At 65.7% G+C, this 18242-nt stretch carries 15 protein-coding genes; 9 read left to right on the top strand and 6 right to left on the bottom strand.

Translation table 11 applies throughout. From position 1 onward, the window contains the following. Position 1: 1 nt before the first annotated feature. Complete coding sequence (locus LFT44_RS19550; RefSeq protein ID WP_236800181.1) at positions 2–1942, bottom strand: FAD/NAD(P)-binding protein; 1941 nt, start codon at positions 1940–1942, stop codon at positions 2–4. 295 nt (positions 1943–2237) lie between these two features. Between LFT44_RS19550 and LFT44_RS19545 the strand changes: the two genes are divergently transcribed. Genes LFT44_RS19545 through LFT44_RS19520 form a run of 6 tightly spaced genes read left to right on the top strand, consistent with a single transcriptional unit; the run spans position 2238 to position 8398 of the window. Then, positions 2238–3248 carry an amino acid ABC transporter permease gene (locus LFT44_RS19545; RefSeq protein WP_236800180.1) on the top strand — a complete coding sequence of 337 codons (1011 nt, stop codon included), beginning with the start codon at positions 2238–2240 and terminating at the stop codon, positions 3246–3248. Next, positions 3248–4057: an amino acid ABC transporter ATP-binding protein gene (locus LFT44_RS19540; RefSeq protein WP_272910876.1), complete on the top strand. Its 810-nt coding sequence runs from the start codon at positions 3248–3250 to the stop codon at positions 4055–4057. Before LFT44_RS19545 ends, LFT44_RS19540 begins: the two co-directional genes overlap by 1 nt. 12 nt (positions 4058–4069) lie before the next feature. After that, positions 4070–5125, top strand: coding sequence for an ABC transporter substrate-binding protein (locus tag LFT44_RS19535; RefSeq protein ID WP_236800179.1), 1056 nt, complete (start codon positions 4070–4072; stop codon positions 5123–5125). Further along, positions 5122–5958 (top strand): DUF1684 domain-containing protein, encoded by an 837-nt coding sequence (locus LFT44_RS19530; RefSeq protein ID WP_236800178.1) that lies wholly within the window; start codon positions 5122–5124, stop codon positions 5956–5958. The genes LFT44_RS19535 and LFT44_RS19530 overlap by 4 nt, the downstream gene beginning before the upstream one ends. Next, positions 5955–7013 (top strand): LLM class flavin-dependent oxidoreductase, encoded by a 1059-nt coding sequence (locus tag LFT44_RS19525; protein WP_236800177.1) that lies wholly within the window; start codon positions 5955–5957, stop codon positions 7011–7013. The genes LFT44_RS19530 and LFT44_RS19525 overlap by 4 nt, the downstream gene beginning before the upstream one ends. Before the next feature lie 11 nt (positions 7014–7024). Continuing rightward, entirely contained in the window at positions 7025–8398 is a 1374-nt protein-coding gene (locus LFT44_RS19520) for an NtaA/DmoA family FMN-dependent monooxygenase (RefSeq protein WP_236800176.1), read from the top strand. Between the two features lie 98 nt (positions 8399–8496). Here the strand turns inward: LFT44_RS19520 and LFT44_RS19515 are convergent, their stop codons facing one another. From LFT44_RS19515 to LFT44_RS19500, 4 genes are all read right to left on the bottom strand, one after another. Continuing rightward, entirely contained in the window at positions 8497–9696 is a 1200-nt protein-coding gene (locus LFT44_RS19515; RefSeq protein WP_442863690.1) for an IS30 family transposase, read from the bottom strand. 561 nt (positions 9697–10257) lie between these two features. Beyond that, a complete protein-coding gene (locus LFT44_RS19510) occupies positions 10258–11514 on the bottom strand; it encodes an SLC13 family permease (protein ID WP_236800175.1) in 1257 nt (418 codons plus the stop codon). Positions 11515–11632: 118 nt separating this feature from the next. Further along, on the bottom strand, positions 11633–12943 hold the full coding sequence (gene dctA / locus LFT44_RS19505) for a C4-dicarboxylate transporter DctA (RefSeq protein ID WP_236800174.1): 1311 nt from the start codon (positions 12941–12943) through the stop codon (positions 11633–11635). A 56-nt stretch (positions 12944–12999) separates the two neighbouring features. Then, positions 13000–14142 (bottom strand): PrpF domain-containing protein, encoded by a 1143-nt coding sequence (locus LFT44_RS19500; RefSeq protein WP_236800173.1) that lies wholly within the window; start codon positions 14140–14142, stop codon positions 13000–13002. A 129-nt stretch (positions 14143–14271) separates the two neighbouring features. Here LFT44_RS19500 and LFT44_RS19495 point away from each other — a divergent pair, with 129 nt between their 5' ends. The 3 genes from LFT44_RS19495 (at position 14272) to LFT44_RS19485 (ending at position 16711) form a co-directional block, all read left to right on the top strand. Further along, positions 14272–15177 (top strand): LysR family transcriptional regulator, encoded by a 906-nt coding sequence (locus tag LFT44_RS19495; protein ID WP_236800172.1) that lies wholly within the window; start codon positions 14272–14274, stop codon positions 15175–15177. A 115-nt stretch (positions 15178–15292) separates the two neighbouring features. After that, on the top strand, positions 15293–15928 hold the full coding sequence (locus tag LFT44_RS19490) for a GntR family transcriptional regulator (protein ID WP_236800171.1): 636 nt from the start codon (positions 15293–15295) through the stop codon (positions 15926–15928). Positions 15929–16261: 333 nt separating this feature from the next. After that, positions 16262–16711 carry a hypothetical protein gene (locus tag LFT44_RS19485; protein WP_336885632.1) on the top strand — a complete coding sequence of 150 codons (450 nt, stop codon included), beginning with the start codon at positions 16262–16264 and terminating at the stop codon, positions 16709–16711. Here the strand turns inward: LFT44_RS19485 and LFT44_RS19480 are convergent. Further along, entirely contained in the window at positions 16708–18225 is a 1518-nt protein-coding gene (locus LFT44_RS19480; RefSeq protein ID WP_236800170.1) for a glycoside hydrolase family 32 protein, read from the bottom strand. The two genes, LFT44_RS19485 and LFT44_RS19480, sit on opposite strands and share 4 nt — an antisense overlap. Positions 18226–18242 lie beyond the last annotated feature (17 nt).

The following is an 18242-nucleotide window of genomic DNA, read 5'->3' as shown; positions in this document are numbered from 1 at the left end:
TTCACTTCTTTCCAACAGCGGCTGGTTCTGGAGATATTGTCCCGGACGGCGGGGCGGCGGCATCCCGGGCAACGCCGAGGATGGTCCGGGCCAGGGCGTCGTTTTCCCGGAAGGGCGCGGCGTTGGTGTTGGGCCGGGCGAAGGCGCCCGCGCCCCAGCCGGACGTTCCCGGGCCAATGCCGAAGAGGCTGGGTTGGGGTTTGCCGTCGGCTCCTATCAGCCGATGCTCAGGGGAAACCAGCAGCTTTCCGGTGGAGTGGATGCCGTCCGAAGTCAGCAGCTGCTGCTCGCTGCCCATTCCGCTTTCATACAGCGAGGCAAGCACGGGATTAAGCGACCGGGCCACGGAGGTGGACGGAAGCCGCGCTTCGATCACCGCTTGGGCAGAAACGGAGACGCCTGAATGCGGCGAGGTGGCACGGAAAGTTCCACCCTCCTCGTCAAGAGTGACCTCCAGGCCGGGGCCTAAGAACTGCAGCAGACCAGCCCGGTGCAGCGCCAGCATCTCGCGCAGCCGGTGCGGCGGCGGCCCGGAATCAACAAAGCTGAAGAAGCCATGCCACCAGCCGTGGATGAGCTGCTGCGAGCGTGCGTTCAGCCGCTCCGCCGGAACCACCCGCCCCACCTCCATGTAGACGTGCAGCAGGGCCAGGAACAGGGCAAGGGTTTCCGGATGATCCGGGCTGTCCCGCAGGGCCAGGTCATTTTCGATGTACTCGGCCACCACATCCTGGACGGCCTGGTGCCCGTGGAAGCGAAGCCCGGCAAAGGGGCGGTCCAGCCGTTCCAGGTCCAGGTGCAGGCCCGCGTCCGGGACGGCGGCGGCCACCAGATCCGCGCGCTCGCCGCTGTACCAATCGAGGCCGGCGTACCGCGCGGCGAAGGAATCCCAGCCCATGGTTGCCCGCTCGGGGCTGCCGGTCAGGAGTTCGCGGTAGTAGTAATAGCCGGCTTCCTTGGCGATCAGCGGCCAGAGGTGCTCCCGGAAGTCCAGTTCGCCGTGCTGCTCCAGCAGGGCCTCCACCGCCGCCGCCGTAAAGAACTGCAACGGCCCGGGTGCCTGTCCCCGCAGGACTGCGGAGATCTTCGAGTGGTACGGCACCCCGCGGCGGGACCCGGCCCACAGCCGTGGTTCCCTCCCGGACGGAAGGTAGCGCAGCCCGCCGTCGTTCGTTTCCTGGAACCTGCCGCCGCGGCCTTCCATGAGGAGGACCAGCAGGTCCACGAACGCCAGGCCCATTCCGGCGACGATCACGTCCTGCCCGGGGCCGATGGGGGAGTAATCGACGTCGGTGGTGTAGGCGGGTGCCGCGTGGTATCCGCCGTGCCGGGCGGCGAAGTCCGCGAAGCCGGCGGAGACGGCGTCCGGCTTTGAGTCGGTATGGCCGAGGGCGGTGACCACGATGTCGGCGTGCAGGGTCCGGCCGTTGGCCAGCGCAACGTCGTGCCCGCCGCCCTCCGGCGCCGTGATGCCGACGGCGGTGGTGCGGTGGACGGTCACGCTGCGGCCCAGGGACCGTGCGGCGCGGCGGAAGAACCATTCGAGGTACTGGCTCTGCAGTTGCCGCGTGGGGAAGGTGGTGCCGGTCAGGGTCCGCAGCTGCTTCCACAGCGGCTGCGGGAAGTCCGGAACGTCGATGATGGAGGCGTCCAGCACGTCGGCGGCCCACTCGGCCAACCCGGGACCGGGGGCGGCGGGGCCGGCGCAGTCCACTGACTCGTCGGTGAACATGGTGATGTCCGCCGCCATCGAGTTGAGCAGGAGGCCGGGGTCCTGGTCGTAGCGCCAGATCCGGCCCGAGCCAGGGATGTGCGGCTCCACCACGTGGATCTGCAGCGGACCGGCGAAGACGTCCGGCCGGTTGGCTGCGATCCGTTCCAGCACGCCCGCCGTGCGCGGTCCGCCGCCGATGAAGACGATGGCCGGGATGGTGGCTGGCATGGGCGCTCCTGACGGCGGGGGTGGATTGGATGCCCATGCTAGGCAGCGGTGACGACGGCGGTCGAGGGCCTGGTCATGCCCGTTAACTCCGCGTCACAGCCGGTTAAAAGACGCAAGAAAACGACTCATGACGCCGTGCGAACCCCGGTGAAGATATGCAACCTGCCGCCTTGCTGGCCCGTTCCGCGCGGTCCTAGATTTGCAGCCAGCAGCGGGCCGCAAGGGCTCCACATCAGAGGCAACAGCCAGGGCAACCGCCCGCACAAGGAATTCACGACAAGAATCGAGGTGGCGCATGAGTTCAGCAGCAACCAAGGTGGCGCAGTCACAACAACCGCAGCCCGCGGCGGAAGCGCCGCCAACCGGGCCTGGTGCCCCCGTCCGGCAGGCCACCGACTATTCGTCCTACCGGGTGGTGGCAGCAAAGCATCCGGGGCGCTGGGTGGGGACTGCCGTCGTCGCGCTTGGCGTCCTTGCCGTGGCCTGGTCCCTGGCCACCAACCCGCGCTGGGAGTGGGGCGTGGTGGCGCAGTGGTTCACCGCGCAGTCCGTGGTCAACGGGCTGGTGGAAACCCTGAAGCTGACCGCAATCTCCGGGGTCCTGGGCTTCGTGCTGGGCTTCATCCTGGCGCTGATGCGGCTATCTGCGTCGCCGCTGCTGGTCTCGGTGTCCTGGACGTTCTCCTGGATCTTCCGGTCCACGCCGCTGCTGGTTCAGATGCTGCTTTGGTACAACCTGGGCTACCTGTACGAAAAGATCAGCCTTGGCATCCCGTTCACCGATGTCCGGTTCTTCGAGGTGCAGACCACCACGCTGATCAGCCAGTTCGCGGCAGCGGTGCTGGGCCTGACCCTGAACCAGGCGGCGTACTCGGCCGAGATCATCCGCGGCGGCATCCTCTCGGTGGACCAGGGCCAGCTGGAAGCCGCGGCCGCGCTGGGCATCCCGGGCTGGCGCCGCTCCACCAGGATTGTCCTGCCGCAGGCCATGCGGGCCATCCTGCCCACGGCGTTCAACGAGATCATCGGCCTGGTCAAGGGCACCTCGATCGTCTACGTCCTGGCCTACTCGGAGCTGTTCTATACGGTGCAGGTCATTTACAACCGCACCCAGCAGGTCCTGCCGCTGCTTTTGGTGGCCACGCTCTGGTACATCGTCATCACGTCCGTGCTGAGCGTCTTCCAGTACTACATCGAACGGCACTACTCCAAGGGTGCGGTGCGGAACCTGCCGCTGACGTCCCTGCAGAAGGCCCGCAAATTCTTCGCCACCCACGCGGCAGTGCCCAACCGGAGGAACTTCTGATGACTGAGACCCTTCCCGCCCCCACCGCCACCCGCGGCCTGGTGGAGATCACCGGCGTGCGCAAATCCTTCGGGCCCACCGAAGTCCTCAAGGGCGTCAGCCTCACCGTAGAGCCGGGCGGCGTGGCAGTGATCGTGGGCCCGTCCGGCTCCGGCAAGTCCACCCTGCTGCGCACCATCAACCACCTGGAGAAGGTGGACGGCGGGTACATCGCCATCGACGGGCAGCTGGTGGGCTACGAGGTCCGCGGCGACCGGCTGCATGAGTTGCGCGAGAAGGACATCCTCAAGCAGCGCACCGAAATCGGCATGGTGTTCCAGAGCTTCAACCTGTTCCCGCACCTCACCGCCTTGGAGAACGTGGCGGAAGCCCCGGTCGTAGCGCAGGGACGTTCCAAGGAGGAGGTCCGCCGCCGCGGCCTGGAACTGCTGGACCGGGTGGGCCTCAGGGACCGCGCCGGTGCCTACCCGCGGCAGCTCTCCGGCGGCCAGCAGCAGCGCGTGGCCATCGCCCGCGCCCTGGCCCTGGCCCCCAAAATCCTGCTGTTCGACGAGCCCACCTCCGCCCTTGACCCGGAACTGGTCAACGAGGTGCTGGACGTGATCCGCGAACTGGCCAAGTCCGGTACCACACTGATCATCGTCACCCACGAAATGGGCTTCGCCCGCGACGTGGCGGACACCGTGGTGTTCATGGACCAGGGCCAGATCGTGGAACAGGGCACCCCGCAGGACATTTTCAGCAACCCCCAGGAACCGCGCACCCGGAGCTTCTTCTCCAAGGTGCTGGAACCGGCCTTCAACATCTAAAGGACTTCACCCATGGCTTTCCCAACCAGCGGCCCACGCCGCAGCCGCGCACTCGCGGTGCTTCCCGCCGTCGTCCTTCTTGGCACCGGACTCCTTGGTACTGCCGCGCTCGCCGGCTGCGCCGACCCGGGCGCATCGGCCGCCGGCAATGCCAGCGGTGCAGCACAGACGACGGCGGCCCGCAACGGCGTGGTCTACAACACTTCGCCGGACCAGCAGCGGATCCGGGCAGAAAAGGACGCGGCGCTCGCCGCCAAGGTCCCGGGGCTGATCAGCAAGGACGGCAAGCTCACCATTGCCACCACGGCCGGCTCCATCCCGCTGTCCTTCCACGCCACGGACGACAAGACGCCCATCGGCTCGGAGCTGGACATCGCCCAGCTGGTGGCGGACAAACTTGGACTGGAGCTGGACGTTCAGGTCACGTCGTGGGAGAACTGGCCGCTGAAGACCCAGTCCGGCGATTTTGAGGCCGTGTTCTCCAACGTGGGCGTGAACAAGGACCGGGTGAAGCTGTTCGACTTCGCCAGCTACCGGGCCGCGTACATGGGCTTCGAGGCCAAGAAGTCCTCCACCTACGACATCAAGGGCGCGGACGACATCTCCGGCCTGAAGATCTCCGTGGGGTCCGGCACCAACCAGGAGAAGATCCTGCTGGCCTGGAACAAGGAACTCGAGGGCAAGGGCAAACCGCCGGCAACGCTTCAGTACTACTCGTCCGACGCCGACACCATCCTGGCGCTGTCCTCCGGCCGGACCGACCTGAACATCGCACCCTACCCGTCCACGGTGTACCGGGAGAACACCCGCGACGACCTGAAGGTGGTGGGCAAGGTGAACGCCGGCTGGCCGTCCGAAACCCTGGTGGCCGCCACCACCCTGCGCGGCAACGGGCTGGCTCCGGTCATTTCCGAGGCACTGAATTCGGTGATCAAGGACGGCTCCTACGGCAAGGTGCTGGAGCGCTGGGGCCTGTCCGAGGAAGCGCTGCCCGAATCCAAGACCATTACGGCGGAGAACTTCGCGGCAACGCAGCCCGCTGCAACTCCCTCAGGGAAGGCATCATGACCGCATCATCCACTGGCACCGCCCTTGAGTCCTTCGACGCCGACTGGCAGGAATGGCATGCGGCCCACGAGCAGCACCGGGCCCACCCGCACGGTTTCCTGGCCGTGACCCACCTGCATTGGCTGGGCGACGAACCCACGCCGCTGGAAGGTGCCCCCGGCACCTGGAGCGTGGAGGCCGACGTCGTCCGCGTGGTTTTGGCGCCGGGTGACACTTTGCAGCAGGACGGCAGGGAGCTGAACACACCGTCCGGCGCGACCCTGGAGTTCGGGCCGATTGAGGAGCGCGGCGGCATCAACCTGGTTTCCGGCGATTCGGTCATCGAGCTGGCCAAGCGCGGCGGTGAGTACATCGTGCGGCCGCGTCATCCGGAAAACCCGCTCCTGCAGGAGTACCAGGGCACGCCAGCCTACTCGCCCGATGCGGCGTATGCGGTCCGCGGAACGTTCGTGCCGTTCGAGGCGCCGCGGCCCACCACCGTGGGTGCCGCCGTCGAAGGCATCCAGCATGTGTACGAGGCCCCGGGCGAGATCCGCTTCAAGCTGGCTGGCCAGGAGCTGGTGCTCACCGCGTTCAACGGCCATGCCCCGGGCTCCCTGTCCGTCCTGTTCACGGACCAGACCTCCGGCAAGACCACCTATGCGGCGAACCGCTCGCTTTCGGTGGTGCCCGGCGCGGACGGCTCCGTGCTGCTGGACTTCAACCGGGCCGTGAACCTGCCCTGCGCCTACACGGACCTGGCCACCTGCCCGCGGCCGCCGGCCGAAAACCGGCTGCCCGTGGCCATCGAGGCCGGCGAGAAGATTCCCTACGAACGTCAGGACCAGCAGTGAGTACTTTTCCCAGGCCGGGTTTCCTGGCCATCGAGCTCGACGGCGCCGGCCGGGACGGTGCGGACATCACCCGGGCAGTTCTGGCGGCCGAGTCGGCGGGCTTCCACGCCGCCACGTTCACCGATGCGCCTGCTCCGGGCCGGACGAACGCTTTGCAGCGCGCCGCGTTCGCCGGGCCCGTGACACGGACCATCGCACTGGTTCCCGAGGTGGACACTGTCTACACCGAGCCCTTCCACGTCTCCACCCAGCTGGCCAGCCTGGATCACGTGTCGGGCGGCCGGGCCGGGTGGATCGTGGCCGCGGCCGAATCGCCCGAGGCGGCTGCCGCCGTCGGACGCTCCTCCGTAACCGGTGCCGCGCTGGGACAGGAAGCCGCTGCCTCCATCGAGGTGTCCCGGCGGCTGTGGGACTCGTGGGAGGACGACGCCGTGATCCGCGACGTCCCCACCGGGCGGTACATCGACGTGGACAAGCTCCACTATGCCGACTTCGAAACGCCTGCCGGTTTTGCCGGAGCCGGTTACTCCGTGAAGGGGCCGTCCATTATTCCGCGGCCGCTCCAGGGGCAGCTGCCGGTGCTGGTGCCGGCGTCCCTGCTGGGGGAAGTTTCAGCTGAAGCCGTGGATGCGGTGCTGGTCTCCGCGCCCACTGCTGAACTGCTGGCGGCCGAGGTCCGGGATGTGCGGGCGCGGGTGGGTGCGGGCGTCGCCATCGTTGCCGAGCTCGACGTCGTCCTGGACACGCGTGGGCAGGCTGCGGGTTCACGGGGCGCAACGTTCGACGGCGGCCGGGCGGCTTTTGCGGGTTCCGCGGCGGGGCTCGCGGACTTCCTGGCGTCCCTGCTGGCGGAGGCCGACGGCGTTCGGCTCCACCCGGCGTCGCTCTTTATCGACTTGGAGGAACTCAGCCGGCTGGTACTGCCGGAGCTGCGCCGCCGCGGGTTGCTCCGTCCGGTGGTCCAGGACGGGACCTTCCGCGACGTGCTGGGCCTGGAGCGCCCGGCCAGCCGTTACGCATCTGCCACCGCTGCGCCTCAGGGCGCGGGAAAGTAAGGGGAAACACCATGACGCAGCACAACCGTGCTAAATCCGATGTTTTTGTGCCGAGCGGCCAGATCCAGTTCGGCGTCTTCTTCCAGGGCGTTAACTCCGGCACCATCTGGAAGGCGCCGGAATCCGGATCACAGACGGACTTCGAGTCGTTCCGTCGCATCGCGCAGACCGCCGAGCGGGGGCTGTTCGCCGCGTTCTTCCTGGGGGAGGGGCTGCGCCTGCGCGAGCACCTGGGCCGCCCGCACGCCCTGGATGTGGTGGGTCGGCCGGACGCGCAGACCATGCTTGCCGCCCTGGCGTCCGTCACGGAGAACATCGGCCTGGTGGCCACGCAGAACACTACCTACAACGATCCCGCGGACCTGGCGCACCGGCTCGCGTCGCTGGACCTGATCTCCGGAGGCCGCGCGGCGTGGAACATCGTGACCACGGACAACGCGTGGACCGGCGCGAACTTCCGCCGCGGCGGCTACCTGGACCACGCCGACCGGTACAAGCACGCCGAAGCGTTCGTGGAGACCGCCAAACGGATCTGGGACTCGTGGGAAACTCCGGAAGGGCCCGCCCGGCGTGTGCTGCACGAGGGCCAGCACTACACGGTGGATGTGACGCCGCGGCTGCCGCGCAGCGCCCAGTACCGGCCGGTGCTCTTCCAGGCCGGCGATTCGCCCGAGGGACGCAACTTCGCCGCCCGGCAGGCGGACGTGATCTTCTCTGCCCACCCCAAGTTCGACGCCGCCGTGGAGTTCCGGAAGGACCTCGTGGAGCGGTCCATCGCCGCCGGCCGTGGGGCGAACGCAGTGCAGATCATGCCCGCGAGTGAATTCATCCTCGCCGCCACTGCCGAAGAAGCGCTGGAGAAGAAGGACTGGGTGCGGAGCCTGCAGATCGGACCGCAGCAGGCCGTCGCCTACCTTGAGCAGTTCTGGGGACGCGAGCTGTCCGAATACGATCCGGACGGGCCGCTGCCGGAGATCGATCCCGTGGTGGAGGAAACCTCGGAGACCCGTGGCAGCGGTTTCCACGGCGCCAAGGCCCGGCAGTTGGCGGACCAGTGGCGGGCCGAGGCCAAGGACAAAGGCCTGTCCATCCGGCAGTTCGTCACCTCCAAGACGGCCCGCATCGACTCCACCTTTACCGGCTCCTACACGGCGGTGGCGGACCAGTTGGCCGAGTACGCGCGCGTTGGCGCGGTGGACGGGTTCAACATCTCCCCGTGGCTGATTCCCACCGGCCTGGACGACATCGTGAACCACCTGGTGCCGGAACTGCAGGAACGCGGCGTGTACCCCACCGAATACCGCGGCAGCACGCTCCGCGAGCACCTCGGGCTGGAGACGCCGGAGCGTACGGCGGCTGAGGCTGCCGAGGCGGTTCGCGCCTGATGCACTGGGCTGGGTTCGCTGCCTGTGCCGGGTTTGCTGGAAGGGACGACGACGGCGCTAAAGGGCGGTTTCTAGGGGTCGTTGCAACACTGCTGGTGTTATGTGGTCATTAGTAGATCACGCAGACGCTCGGCTGGGGTGTCCCAGCCGAGCGTTTTGCGTGGTCGGCTGTTGAGTTCTTGGGCGACGTGTTCGAGGTCTTCGGGGCCATAGATGGATAGGTCCGTGCCTTTTTCGAAGTATTGGCGCAGCAAGCCATTGGTGTTTTCGTTGGAGCCGCGTTGCCAGGGGCTGGCGGGGTCGCAGAAGTAGACCTGCATGTCCGTGGCCATGGTGAAGGATTTGTGGGCTGCCATTTCCGCGCCCTGGTCCCAGGTCAGGGAGCCTCGGAGGTGTTCGGGGAGTGTCTTCATCGTGGCGATGAGGCCATCACGGACGGTTTCGGCGGTGTGGTCTCCGGGCAGATGGACGAGCATGACGTATCTGGTGGTGCGTTCAACGAGGGTGGCGATGGCGGACTGGTTGCTTGCCCCGGTGATCAGGTCTCCTTCCCAGTGTCCTGGAACGGCGCGGTCTTCAACTTCGGGTGGGCGTTCGGAGATCATCACCATAGGGTCAGCGAAGCGGGGCTGCCGCTGCTGGGGGTCCTTGTGAGGCTTACGGCGCGTCCGGCCGGTGCGCAGAGCTGCCTGGACTTCACGTTTGAGTCCTCCGCGGGCCTGGAAGTAGAGGGCCTGATAGATCGTTTCTGGGCTCACGCGCATCTCCGGGTCGTTGGGAAACTTCCTGATCAGCTTGTTGCTGATCTGTTCCGGTGACCAGCGCCGAAGCAGCTTCTTCTTCACATACTTTCGTAACCGGTGGTGAGTGACCAGCTTGCTGTCCTTGGGCCGGGGCCGCCGGGCGGTCGCGGCACGTTGGGCTGCATAGGCGTAATACTTCCCATCGTTGACACTGTTCCTGGCCAGTTCCCGGCTGATGGTCGAGGCGGACCGGCCCAGCTCCCTGGCGATCTTCCGGACCGGTGTGCCGGCAGCGCGGAGGTCAGCAATCCGTTCCCGGTCCTGCAAAGTCAGGAATCTGGCATCCAGTGGTTTCTCCAAGGCCGCAAGTGCGGGAAACGCGCCAGAATCGGTGATCGCTTCGTCGGTGGTCAGTGTCATCACACCACTGGTGTAATCGACCCGGCGGCCATCACGGTAGATTCGCCCGTTCCGTGTCCTTCTGACCCCGTTGTCCCATTCCTGGGCCGTGCACCGGTTAATGCCCAGTTCTTTGGCAGCCTCCCGGCGTGTCATTCCAGCTTCGCGGAGCTTGCGGAAATCCTCACGGCTGGGGCCTTCCGTGCGTTTCCGCGCAAGCCCGGCCTTCTGGGTCCACTTGTAACAAGTTTGACGGCTCAACCCCAGTTCGGCAGCGGCAACCGTAGTGCTACCGGTACGCGCCAAAGCCTTGAAGAACGCTGCCTTCACCTCCGGGGTTACTCTCGCCCCACGGACATTCCCGCCATTTATGGTGCCGGCAGATATTCCCGCCTCACGCAGCCACCGGTAGCACGCCGACGGTTTAAGCCCGAGCTCAGCCGCGGCAAGAGCAACACTCCCCGCGCTTGCCAGTGCCCGGAAGAACCCTTCCCTTTCCCCGGAGGTATAGCTCCGTCGAGGGGTCCTGCCCTCGCTTAAAGACGACATGGTCGTTGCAACTCCCAAAACTAAGGGGTGTTGCAACGACCACTAGAACCCAAGAAGTGGGCGCCGCCGTCGACCCTTCCGTGGGTGCGTCCTCCCACACCGTCAGGCTGCAGCTGACGGTGTGGGAGCAGTGGCTGTAGGGCTCTGGGTAGTCAGGGGTGTGGCCGGCTACAGGATGCCTGTGGGCACAAGGAGCGCCCATGCCATGGCCGGGGCAGCCAGGACAACCGCCCCGGCATAGAACATGAGCTGGCGGTAGACCCGCTGCCGGTCGTCCTCCCGGGCGTTGGCCACCACCAGGGCGCCATCGGTGGAGAAGGGCGAAACGTCCACAACCGTCGCCGCGACGGCCAGGGACGCGACGGTTCCGGAGGCGCTGAGGCTGCTGGCGGCCAGGAGCGGGCCCGCCATCGGGATGAACGCGGTGAGCAGCGCGGTGGACGACGCGAAAGCCGAGCCGACGCCGATGACGTAGCACAGGACAAGTGCGATGAGCAGGGGTGCGCCGAGTGCCAGCGCCTGCTGGGCCAGCGTGTCGATGACGCCGACGCGCTGGAGCAGCGAGACGTAGGTGATCATCCCTGCCACCAGCAGGACCGTGGACCAGGAAATGCCGCCAATAAACGTGCGGTGCTCCTTGATGTTGACCAGCGCCAGCAGGAGGCCGGCGGAGAGGGCCACGAACCCAATCGGCAGGTGAAAACCCAATGTGCACACCAGCAGCCCCAATATCAGTACCAGGGTGAGGACCTGCTGGCCGTGGGGCCGGATGGCTGTGGCGGGGCCTTGCAGCATGGCGGCGCCGCTGCGGGAATCATGCAGCCGCCGCATGAGGACGAACGCGATGATGGTCAGCACGGACAGGATGAGGTTGAGCGCGAAGCTGGCGGCGAACAGCGCCATCGGGGAAACGGGGAAGCCGTTTTTCACCGAAATGTTGTGGACCAGCACGCCGGCCACGGACAGCGGGGAAAAGCCGCCTGCGTGCGCGCCATTGATGATGAACGCCCCCATGAGCACGGGGTGGAGGCGCGACTCGTAGGCGAAGCCCATGGCCGCCGGGGCGAGGAGCGCGACGGCGGCGGGAGAGAACGTGCCAAGGGACGTCAACACAGCGGCCACGAGGAAGAAGACCCACGGCAACAGCATCGTCCGCCCCCTGACCAGCCGCACGCATGCCTGGACAATGATGTCGATGGTGCCGTTCCGTTGGGCCATGCTGAAGAAGTAGGTGACGCCGATGATCGTCAGGACGATGGCGGCCGGAAACTCGGCAAGGATCTCAACGTCGGTCATGCCAAGCATGAAGTAGCCGACGCCGAACGAGGCCACCAGTCCCATCACGCCAATGTTCAGCGGCCACTTGGTGGCAACGATGAACATCACCACCAGGATGACGAGCGGGATGATTTGGGTGGCTGTCATGGCCTGCTCCGATGTCGTGGTGACCGCTGGTTTGGCGACGACGTTACCCCACAACGGCGGTTCGCCCGGGGCGTGGCGCCCCGGGCGAACCGCGGTGGTATTCATTTTGCGCAGGCGGTCAGTGTGCCAGGGCAGGCTCGGCGAGCTGCACCTTTTCTGCTTCGGTGGGCACGAAGCCGGCCTGGAGTTCGGAACGGAGCTTGGCCATGTCCAGCTCGCCCTGCCATTTGGCGATTGCCACGCAGGAGACGATGTTGCAGACCGTGCTGGTGAGGGCTCGGGCCTCGCTCATGAAGCGGTCGATGCCAACGATGAGGGCGACGCCGGCCACGGGGAGGGTGGGCATGACGGTCAGGGTCGCCACCAGGGCCACGAATCCGCTGCCGGTGACACCGGCCGCACCCTTGGAGGTCAGCAGCATCATGCCGAGCATCAGCAGGATCTGGCCCCAGTTGAGGTGGATGTCGCAGGCCTGGGCGATGAACATGGAGGCGAGGGTGAGGTAGATGGCCGTTCCGGTGAGGTTGAAGGAGTAACCGGTGGGAACCACCAGTCCCACGACGCTGCGGTCGCAGCCGATCCGTTCGAGCTTGGAGAGCAGGCGCGGCAGGACGGGTTCGCTGGAGGACGTGGCAAGCACGATCAGGAACTCGTCCTTGAAGTAGCGCAGGATCTGCCACAGGCTGAAACCGGTCATCTTGGCCAGGACGCCCAGGCCCACCACCACGAAGACGATGCAGGCGGCGTAGAAGGAAAGGATCAGCATGCCGAGGTTGCCGATGGAGTGCGCGCCGTACTTGCCAACCGTGAATGCCATGGCCCCGAAGGCTCCCAGCGGGGCCACCTTCATGATGTAGCCGAACATGATGAAGAGCAGCTTGTTGAAGCTGTTGACCACGTTCAGGGCCATCTTCCCGGGCTCGCCGAGCCTGCTGAAGGCGAAGCCGCACAGCAGCGCGATGACCAGCACGGGCAGGACCTCACCGTCGGCGAAGGCGCCAACGAAGGTGGTGGGGATGATGCTCAGCATGAAGTCCACCGGGTTGCTGCTGGGCAGCTGCGTGGTGTACTTCTGGGCCACCGAAGAGTCCAGGTGCGTGGGATCAATATGCATGCCGGCGCCGGGCTGGAACAGCGTCACCGCGGCCAGGCCCAGGGCCAGGGCGAGTGCCGTCAGTGCGTAGAAGAGGCCCAGCGAACGGACCAGGGTGGGGCCCACCTTCTTGGTGTCCCGCAGTGAGGTGATGCCTCCCACGATGGTGCAGAACACGATAGGGGCGATCATGAACTTCACGAGTTTCACGAAGCCGTCGCCGATGGGCTTAAGGGATGCGCCGAGGTCCGGCCAGAATGCGCCCACAACAACGCCGAGGGCGACTCCGATGAGTACCTGGACATACAGATGTCCGAGGATGGATTTGATCTTCATTGAACAACTTCCTGGTTGTTGCGGCCCATTGATAATGGGGCAAGGAGATAAGGGTTTTAGGCGGACAGCTCGACGGGCTGGGCCACGTCGATGTCTGCGGTGGCGATGTGCCGGGCCGCCCGGTGGAGGGCCACTTCGGTGACGGTGCCTGTGTCGTCGGAAATGATGTCGGCGGTGATCACGCCGGCAGGCGTCCCTATCCGCAGCACGCGAAGGCTTCCGGTGCTGGTGGAGGGTGATAGTCCCGCTGCATCGGCCACCACCGATGACTCCAGCGAGGCTGCAAGGGCAACTGCCACGGCTGACGTCAGGCCGATCGCCGGGTGCGGTGCGAGCATGGAGAGCATCCGCACCCGCACGTCGTGGCTGTCGGCAGTGATCGTTGTTCCGTCGGCTGCGACGTAGTCGCCGGCCGGCGCTACAACACCCACTTTCGGTACAGCGTTCTGCGGCGGATCCTCCGGCTTCCGCAGCCCCATGATGAGGCCTGCCGACGCGCGGGCTGCAATGAGCGTGGGCAGCTGCGCGCTGAGGTTGTCCGTCATCGAGGACAGATCGACGCCGGCCTCCTCGGCTGCGAGGAGCACAGCCGGGGCACCTGCGTCCACCATGGTGGCACTGTGCGTCATGCCCTCCACCTGGAGCTGGTCCACCGTGTTGCCGGTAGGCAGCACAGACCCCGTGCTCTTGCCCCAGGGGCTGTGGAAGGAGAGATTGACGGGGACACCCGCTGCGCTGCTGCCGGGAACCCGCGCCAAACCTGACTTGGGGATGCGCCCTCCCGGGGTGGGTACGCTTCCGGTGAGCACCGCCCCGGAGGACAGGTGGCGCATGCGGACCTTGGTCATGCCGTCCTGGGCCGCAACGATGCCCGACTGGACTGCGAACAGCGCAATGGCCGTGGCGCAGTTGCCGCAGTTGGAACCCAGCTCAACGGTAGGGTCACCGATCCCCACCTGGGCAAAAAGGTAGTCAAGGTCTGCCTCGGTGCCAGGAGTTGCCCAGATGACTGCAGCCTTTGACGTGGTGGACGTGCCGCCCCCAACGCCGTCCAGCTGCCGCGCATCCGCTGCGCCGAAAGCTGCTGAAAGCAGTGCGGGGATTTCCTCGCGGGTGGGGGCATGGAGGGCCACGTCCCTGGCATCGAAGAGCCAGCACTTGCTGGTGCCGCCCCGGTACCAATGTCCTTTGAGTCCCACTGTATTTCTCCCTCGTAACTTGCAGGGTGCTCCACTTCACAGCACCTCGTACTTCTACGATCGGGGATTGTTGAGTTCAGCACAATCACAAGAAAGTCGACAAGTATCTAGTTTTGCTAAACTCAGTCCATGGCAATCTTCGATCTCCACCGACTGCATGTGCTCCGGGAAGTGGGACGTACCGGGTCGCTGACCTCCGCGGCCGCTTCCCTTTCCTTCACCACCTCGGCGGTCTCGCAGCAGGTGGCAAAACTCGAGCAGGAGATGGGCGTGGTCCTCATCGAACGCCACCCCCGGGGAGTGGTCCTGACGGAAGCCGGCCACGCCCTCCTGCAGTACGCCGAGGACATCGACAGGACTGTCGAAGCTGCGCGCGCCGAAATGGGGGAGTTTGCGGGACTTCGCCGGGGTCAGTTGCGCCTGGGGACCTTTCCCACTGTTGGAGCATCACTGATGCCGGACGTCGTGCTCGCGTTCCGGGCCCGGCACCCTGAGGTGGCGGTAACGGTTGTCAGTGCCCGGCGGGACGGCCTGCTGGAGCGGCTTCGGCGACGGGAAATCGAACTCACGCTGCTGTGGGACTATCCGTGGCAGCAGATCGACGATCCCGACCTGACTCTGGTCCGGCTGATGAGCGATCCAACGGTGCTGCTGGTACCGCGCGACCACCCAGCTGCGGAACTCCGTTCGGTGAGTATCGACTCGTTGAGGGACCAGAAATGGGTGGTCCGCGACGAGCACCCCGTAGCCGACGTCCTCAGCCGGGTATGCCGCGACGCAGGCTTTGAGCCGCAGATCGCCTTCGCAGCCAACGATTACCAGGAGACGCAGGGCATGGTGGCGGCGGGCATCGGTATCGCGCTGGCGCCGAAGCTCGCATTGACCGCCCTGCGGCCCGACGTCGTGGCGGTGCCGCTCGCCAAATCCCCGAAACGGCGGATCCTCCTTGCCCACTTGGCAAACCGGAGGCTCAGCCCCGCCGCGCAGCAGGCCACGAAGGTGTTCCAGTCCATCGCGAAGGGGCAGTCCTCCTGACCGAGAGCGGCCGCGGTTCGGAGAAGAGTTAGGCCCCCTGCCGTGCAGGAGCCCGGTGTTTGTGCACGACTGTATACAATGGTGTGCGTCGTACTCCAACGTAGAAGAGGAAGCATTGGCCACCCCCATCCACCAGCGGCTCCGCGAAGACGTCCTGGCAAGTGTCTTCGCCCCGGACGAGCCCCTCACCGAGGCCAAACTCACGGAACGTTACGGTGCTTCGAGAACTCCTGTCCGCGAAGCCCTTCAGCGGCTGGAGCAGGACGGGCTGGTCGAACGGCGCGGCAAGGCGGTAGTGGTTCGCACGCATTCGGCCGAGGAAATCATCGACATCTACGAATCGAGGATTGTCCTGGAGCAGGCTGCCGCTGCCAAGGCTGCCGTCAGGGCATCGGCCCTGGATAAGCAATCCCTCAACGCACTGCTGCTGAAGATGCGCGATCTGGATATCAGTGACGGGCGAATACTCGCGGAAACGAACCGGGCCTTCCACAGGCAGCTCTGGCAAGCCACCCACAGCCCGTCGCTCATCAGCCTGCTGGAGCGCCTGGACCAGCAGGTACGCCGGTATTCGCTCACCACGCTGACCTACCCCGGCAGATGGCCGGCGGTGCTGGCGCATTACACGGAACTGCTGGCTGCCATTGAGGAGAGCAATCCCGAGTTGGCGGGCCAAGTTGCAGCGCGTCATATGTCCGAGGCCCTGGCCATCAGGTTGAAGATGTACGCGGAAGATCCCAGGACGCTCTAGGCCGCACCCGCGGCCTGGCAGTGTCCCCTACAAGACCCGCCGGCCGATGTTCCTGCATACTCCATCGCAACAGGAAACCCGAAAGTCGGGCGCAGGACGTCAGCCGGCGCAAGAGGTGGGGCAGGCTCCAATGAGCCTGCCCCACCTTGCTTTTCAGGTGCCTGCTGCACGTGGCCACCCTGCTGGAACGTACGACGGCGGCGGCCAGGCGAGTGCCGCCGTCGAACCCTCCAGGGGTGCTTCCCTTTGGAAGCGTCCGGCTGTGGGCTCTGGCGGGGCAAAGCCGGGCGGATTAAGCTCTCCCGCATCAACCCGCGCATTGTGAAGGTACCAATGATGAAACTGAGCCACATTCCCCTCCGCCTGGCCACCGGAGCGTTCATCTTCAACGCCGGCTACAGCAAGCGGAACCTGGACAAGGACAGCGCCGCCCGACTGCAGGGCATGGGCGCCAAGGTGTATCCGCAGCTGAACCGGATGGAGCCGGAAAACTTTGGGAAGCTGCTCAGCTATGCCGAGATGACCCTGGGCGCAACACTCCTGGCACCGTTCGTGCCGAGCCGGCTGGCGGGGCTGGGCCTTGGCCTCTTCTCCGGCTCCCTCCTCACCATGTACCGACGAATCCCGGAAATGACCCTGGAGGACGGGATCCGGCCAAGCCAGCAAGGCACTGCGCTGGCAAAGGACGTGTGGATGTTCGGAATTGCCCTGGCGCTGATCCTGGACCGGAAAGGTTCTCCGACGCGAGGTGGCAACCGGCCCCTGGCTCGCATGGCCTCCTAGGCCAGCCGCGTGACCTGAAGGCTATTGATCGTGGCTGTACCGCCCACGGCGAAGACCGCGAGGTCGGTGCTTTCCTCGGCCGGGAAAATCAGCTCGGTCATGGTGACCTGCCCGCCTTGGGCGAAAACTTCAACGGAGCAGCGGTCAGCGACGATGCTGAGGTCGTAGGAACCGGACGTTGTCCGTACGGGCGCGGTGTCGAGGGAGGGGAAGGATTCGTGGAAATCAGTCTGTCCGGACTCCCGCCGGTCGACGAACAGTTGGCCTTCGTCCGGGCGGATGCCCACGCGGGTCCCTTTGGCACCGTCGCCACGCAGGACAAGTCCGAATTCCTTCGCGCTTCCGGGAGCAAGGCTGACATCAATGCGCTGAACCGTGCCTGCCGCACCCGGCAGCACCGTCACGCCGTCGTCAATGGTGATGTCCGCAAGTGAGAACGGCTCCTGGGCGGCCACCGCGGTCCAGTCGCCTGCTGGTTGCTGAACCAGTGACAGATCTCCGGCGATGGTTTGGAGGGAGACTTCGCGGGCGAGGCTCATGGGGCTGCGCCAGGGTGTGGTGGGGATGTGGTTGGCGTATTCCCAGTTGTTCATCCACCCGATCATGAGGCGGCGGTTGTCCGGGGCGTCGTTGAAGGAGACAGCTGCGTAGTAGTCCCGGCCCCAGTCCAGCCATTGGTAGTCGCCCCGTAGGTCACCCCCGTTGAGGCCTGAGGTCACCGTACTCGTGGAAATGAAGGAGGTTCCGTCGAAGTCGCCAACGAAGTATTGGCCGGCCGAGCCGCGGTTAGGGCCGCCAGGGTTGAGGTTGACGGTCAGCACCCATTTGAGGTTTTCCGGGTCGCCATCAACTGGCAGCGGGAAAAGATCCGGGCATTCCCAGATACCCCCGGTGGCGTTCGCGGGACCGAAGGTACTCAGGGGTTCCCAGTTTTTCAGGTCTTCGGACTTGTAGAAGACCACCTTGAAGTCTTGGGCTTCGACGGCGACCATCACCCAGTAACTGCCCTCGCCGCCGTCGTACCGTATGACTTTTGGGTCGCGAAAGTTGGCTGACCGGCGGTCCAGTACAGGGTTGTCGGCGTGCTTTGTCCAGGTGTAGCCCCCGTCGAGGCTGTAGGCCAAGGACTGGGCCTGGATTCCCTCGTGCTGGGAGCCTGGTTTGTAGGCGCTGGTGTAGATGGCCACGAGCGGGGCAACGGAACCGGCGCCGAAGCCGCTGGTGTTGTCCCGGTCATAGACCATGCTGCCGGAGAAGATCTCTTCGTTTTCGTCGCAGGGAATGGCGACAGGGTGTTCTGTCCAGGTCAACAGGTCTGTGGACGTGGCGTGTCCCCAGGACATGTTTCCCCAGACGTTGCCCAGCGGGTTGTTCTGGTAGTACAGGTGGTAGACGCCCTCATGGAAAATCAGGCCGTTGGGGTCATTGAGCCAAGTATTTCGTGCTGCGTAATGCAGGGCAGGCCTGTAAACGTCGGCGGTGGCTGCTGCATTGTTCGTCGTGAGGGTTTCCATGGGTTCCTTTTGGAAGT

The sequence above is a fragment of the Arthrobacter sp. FW306-05-C genome (assembly GCF_021801725.1).
In the GTDB taxonomy this organism is placed as follows: Bacteria; Actinomycetota; Actinomycetes; order Actinomycetales; family Micrococcaceae; genus Arthrobacter.
The sequence above is the reverse complement of the archived record's forward strand: the minus strand, read 5'-3'. Positions and strand labels throughout refer to the sequence as shown.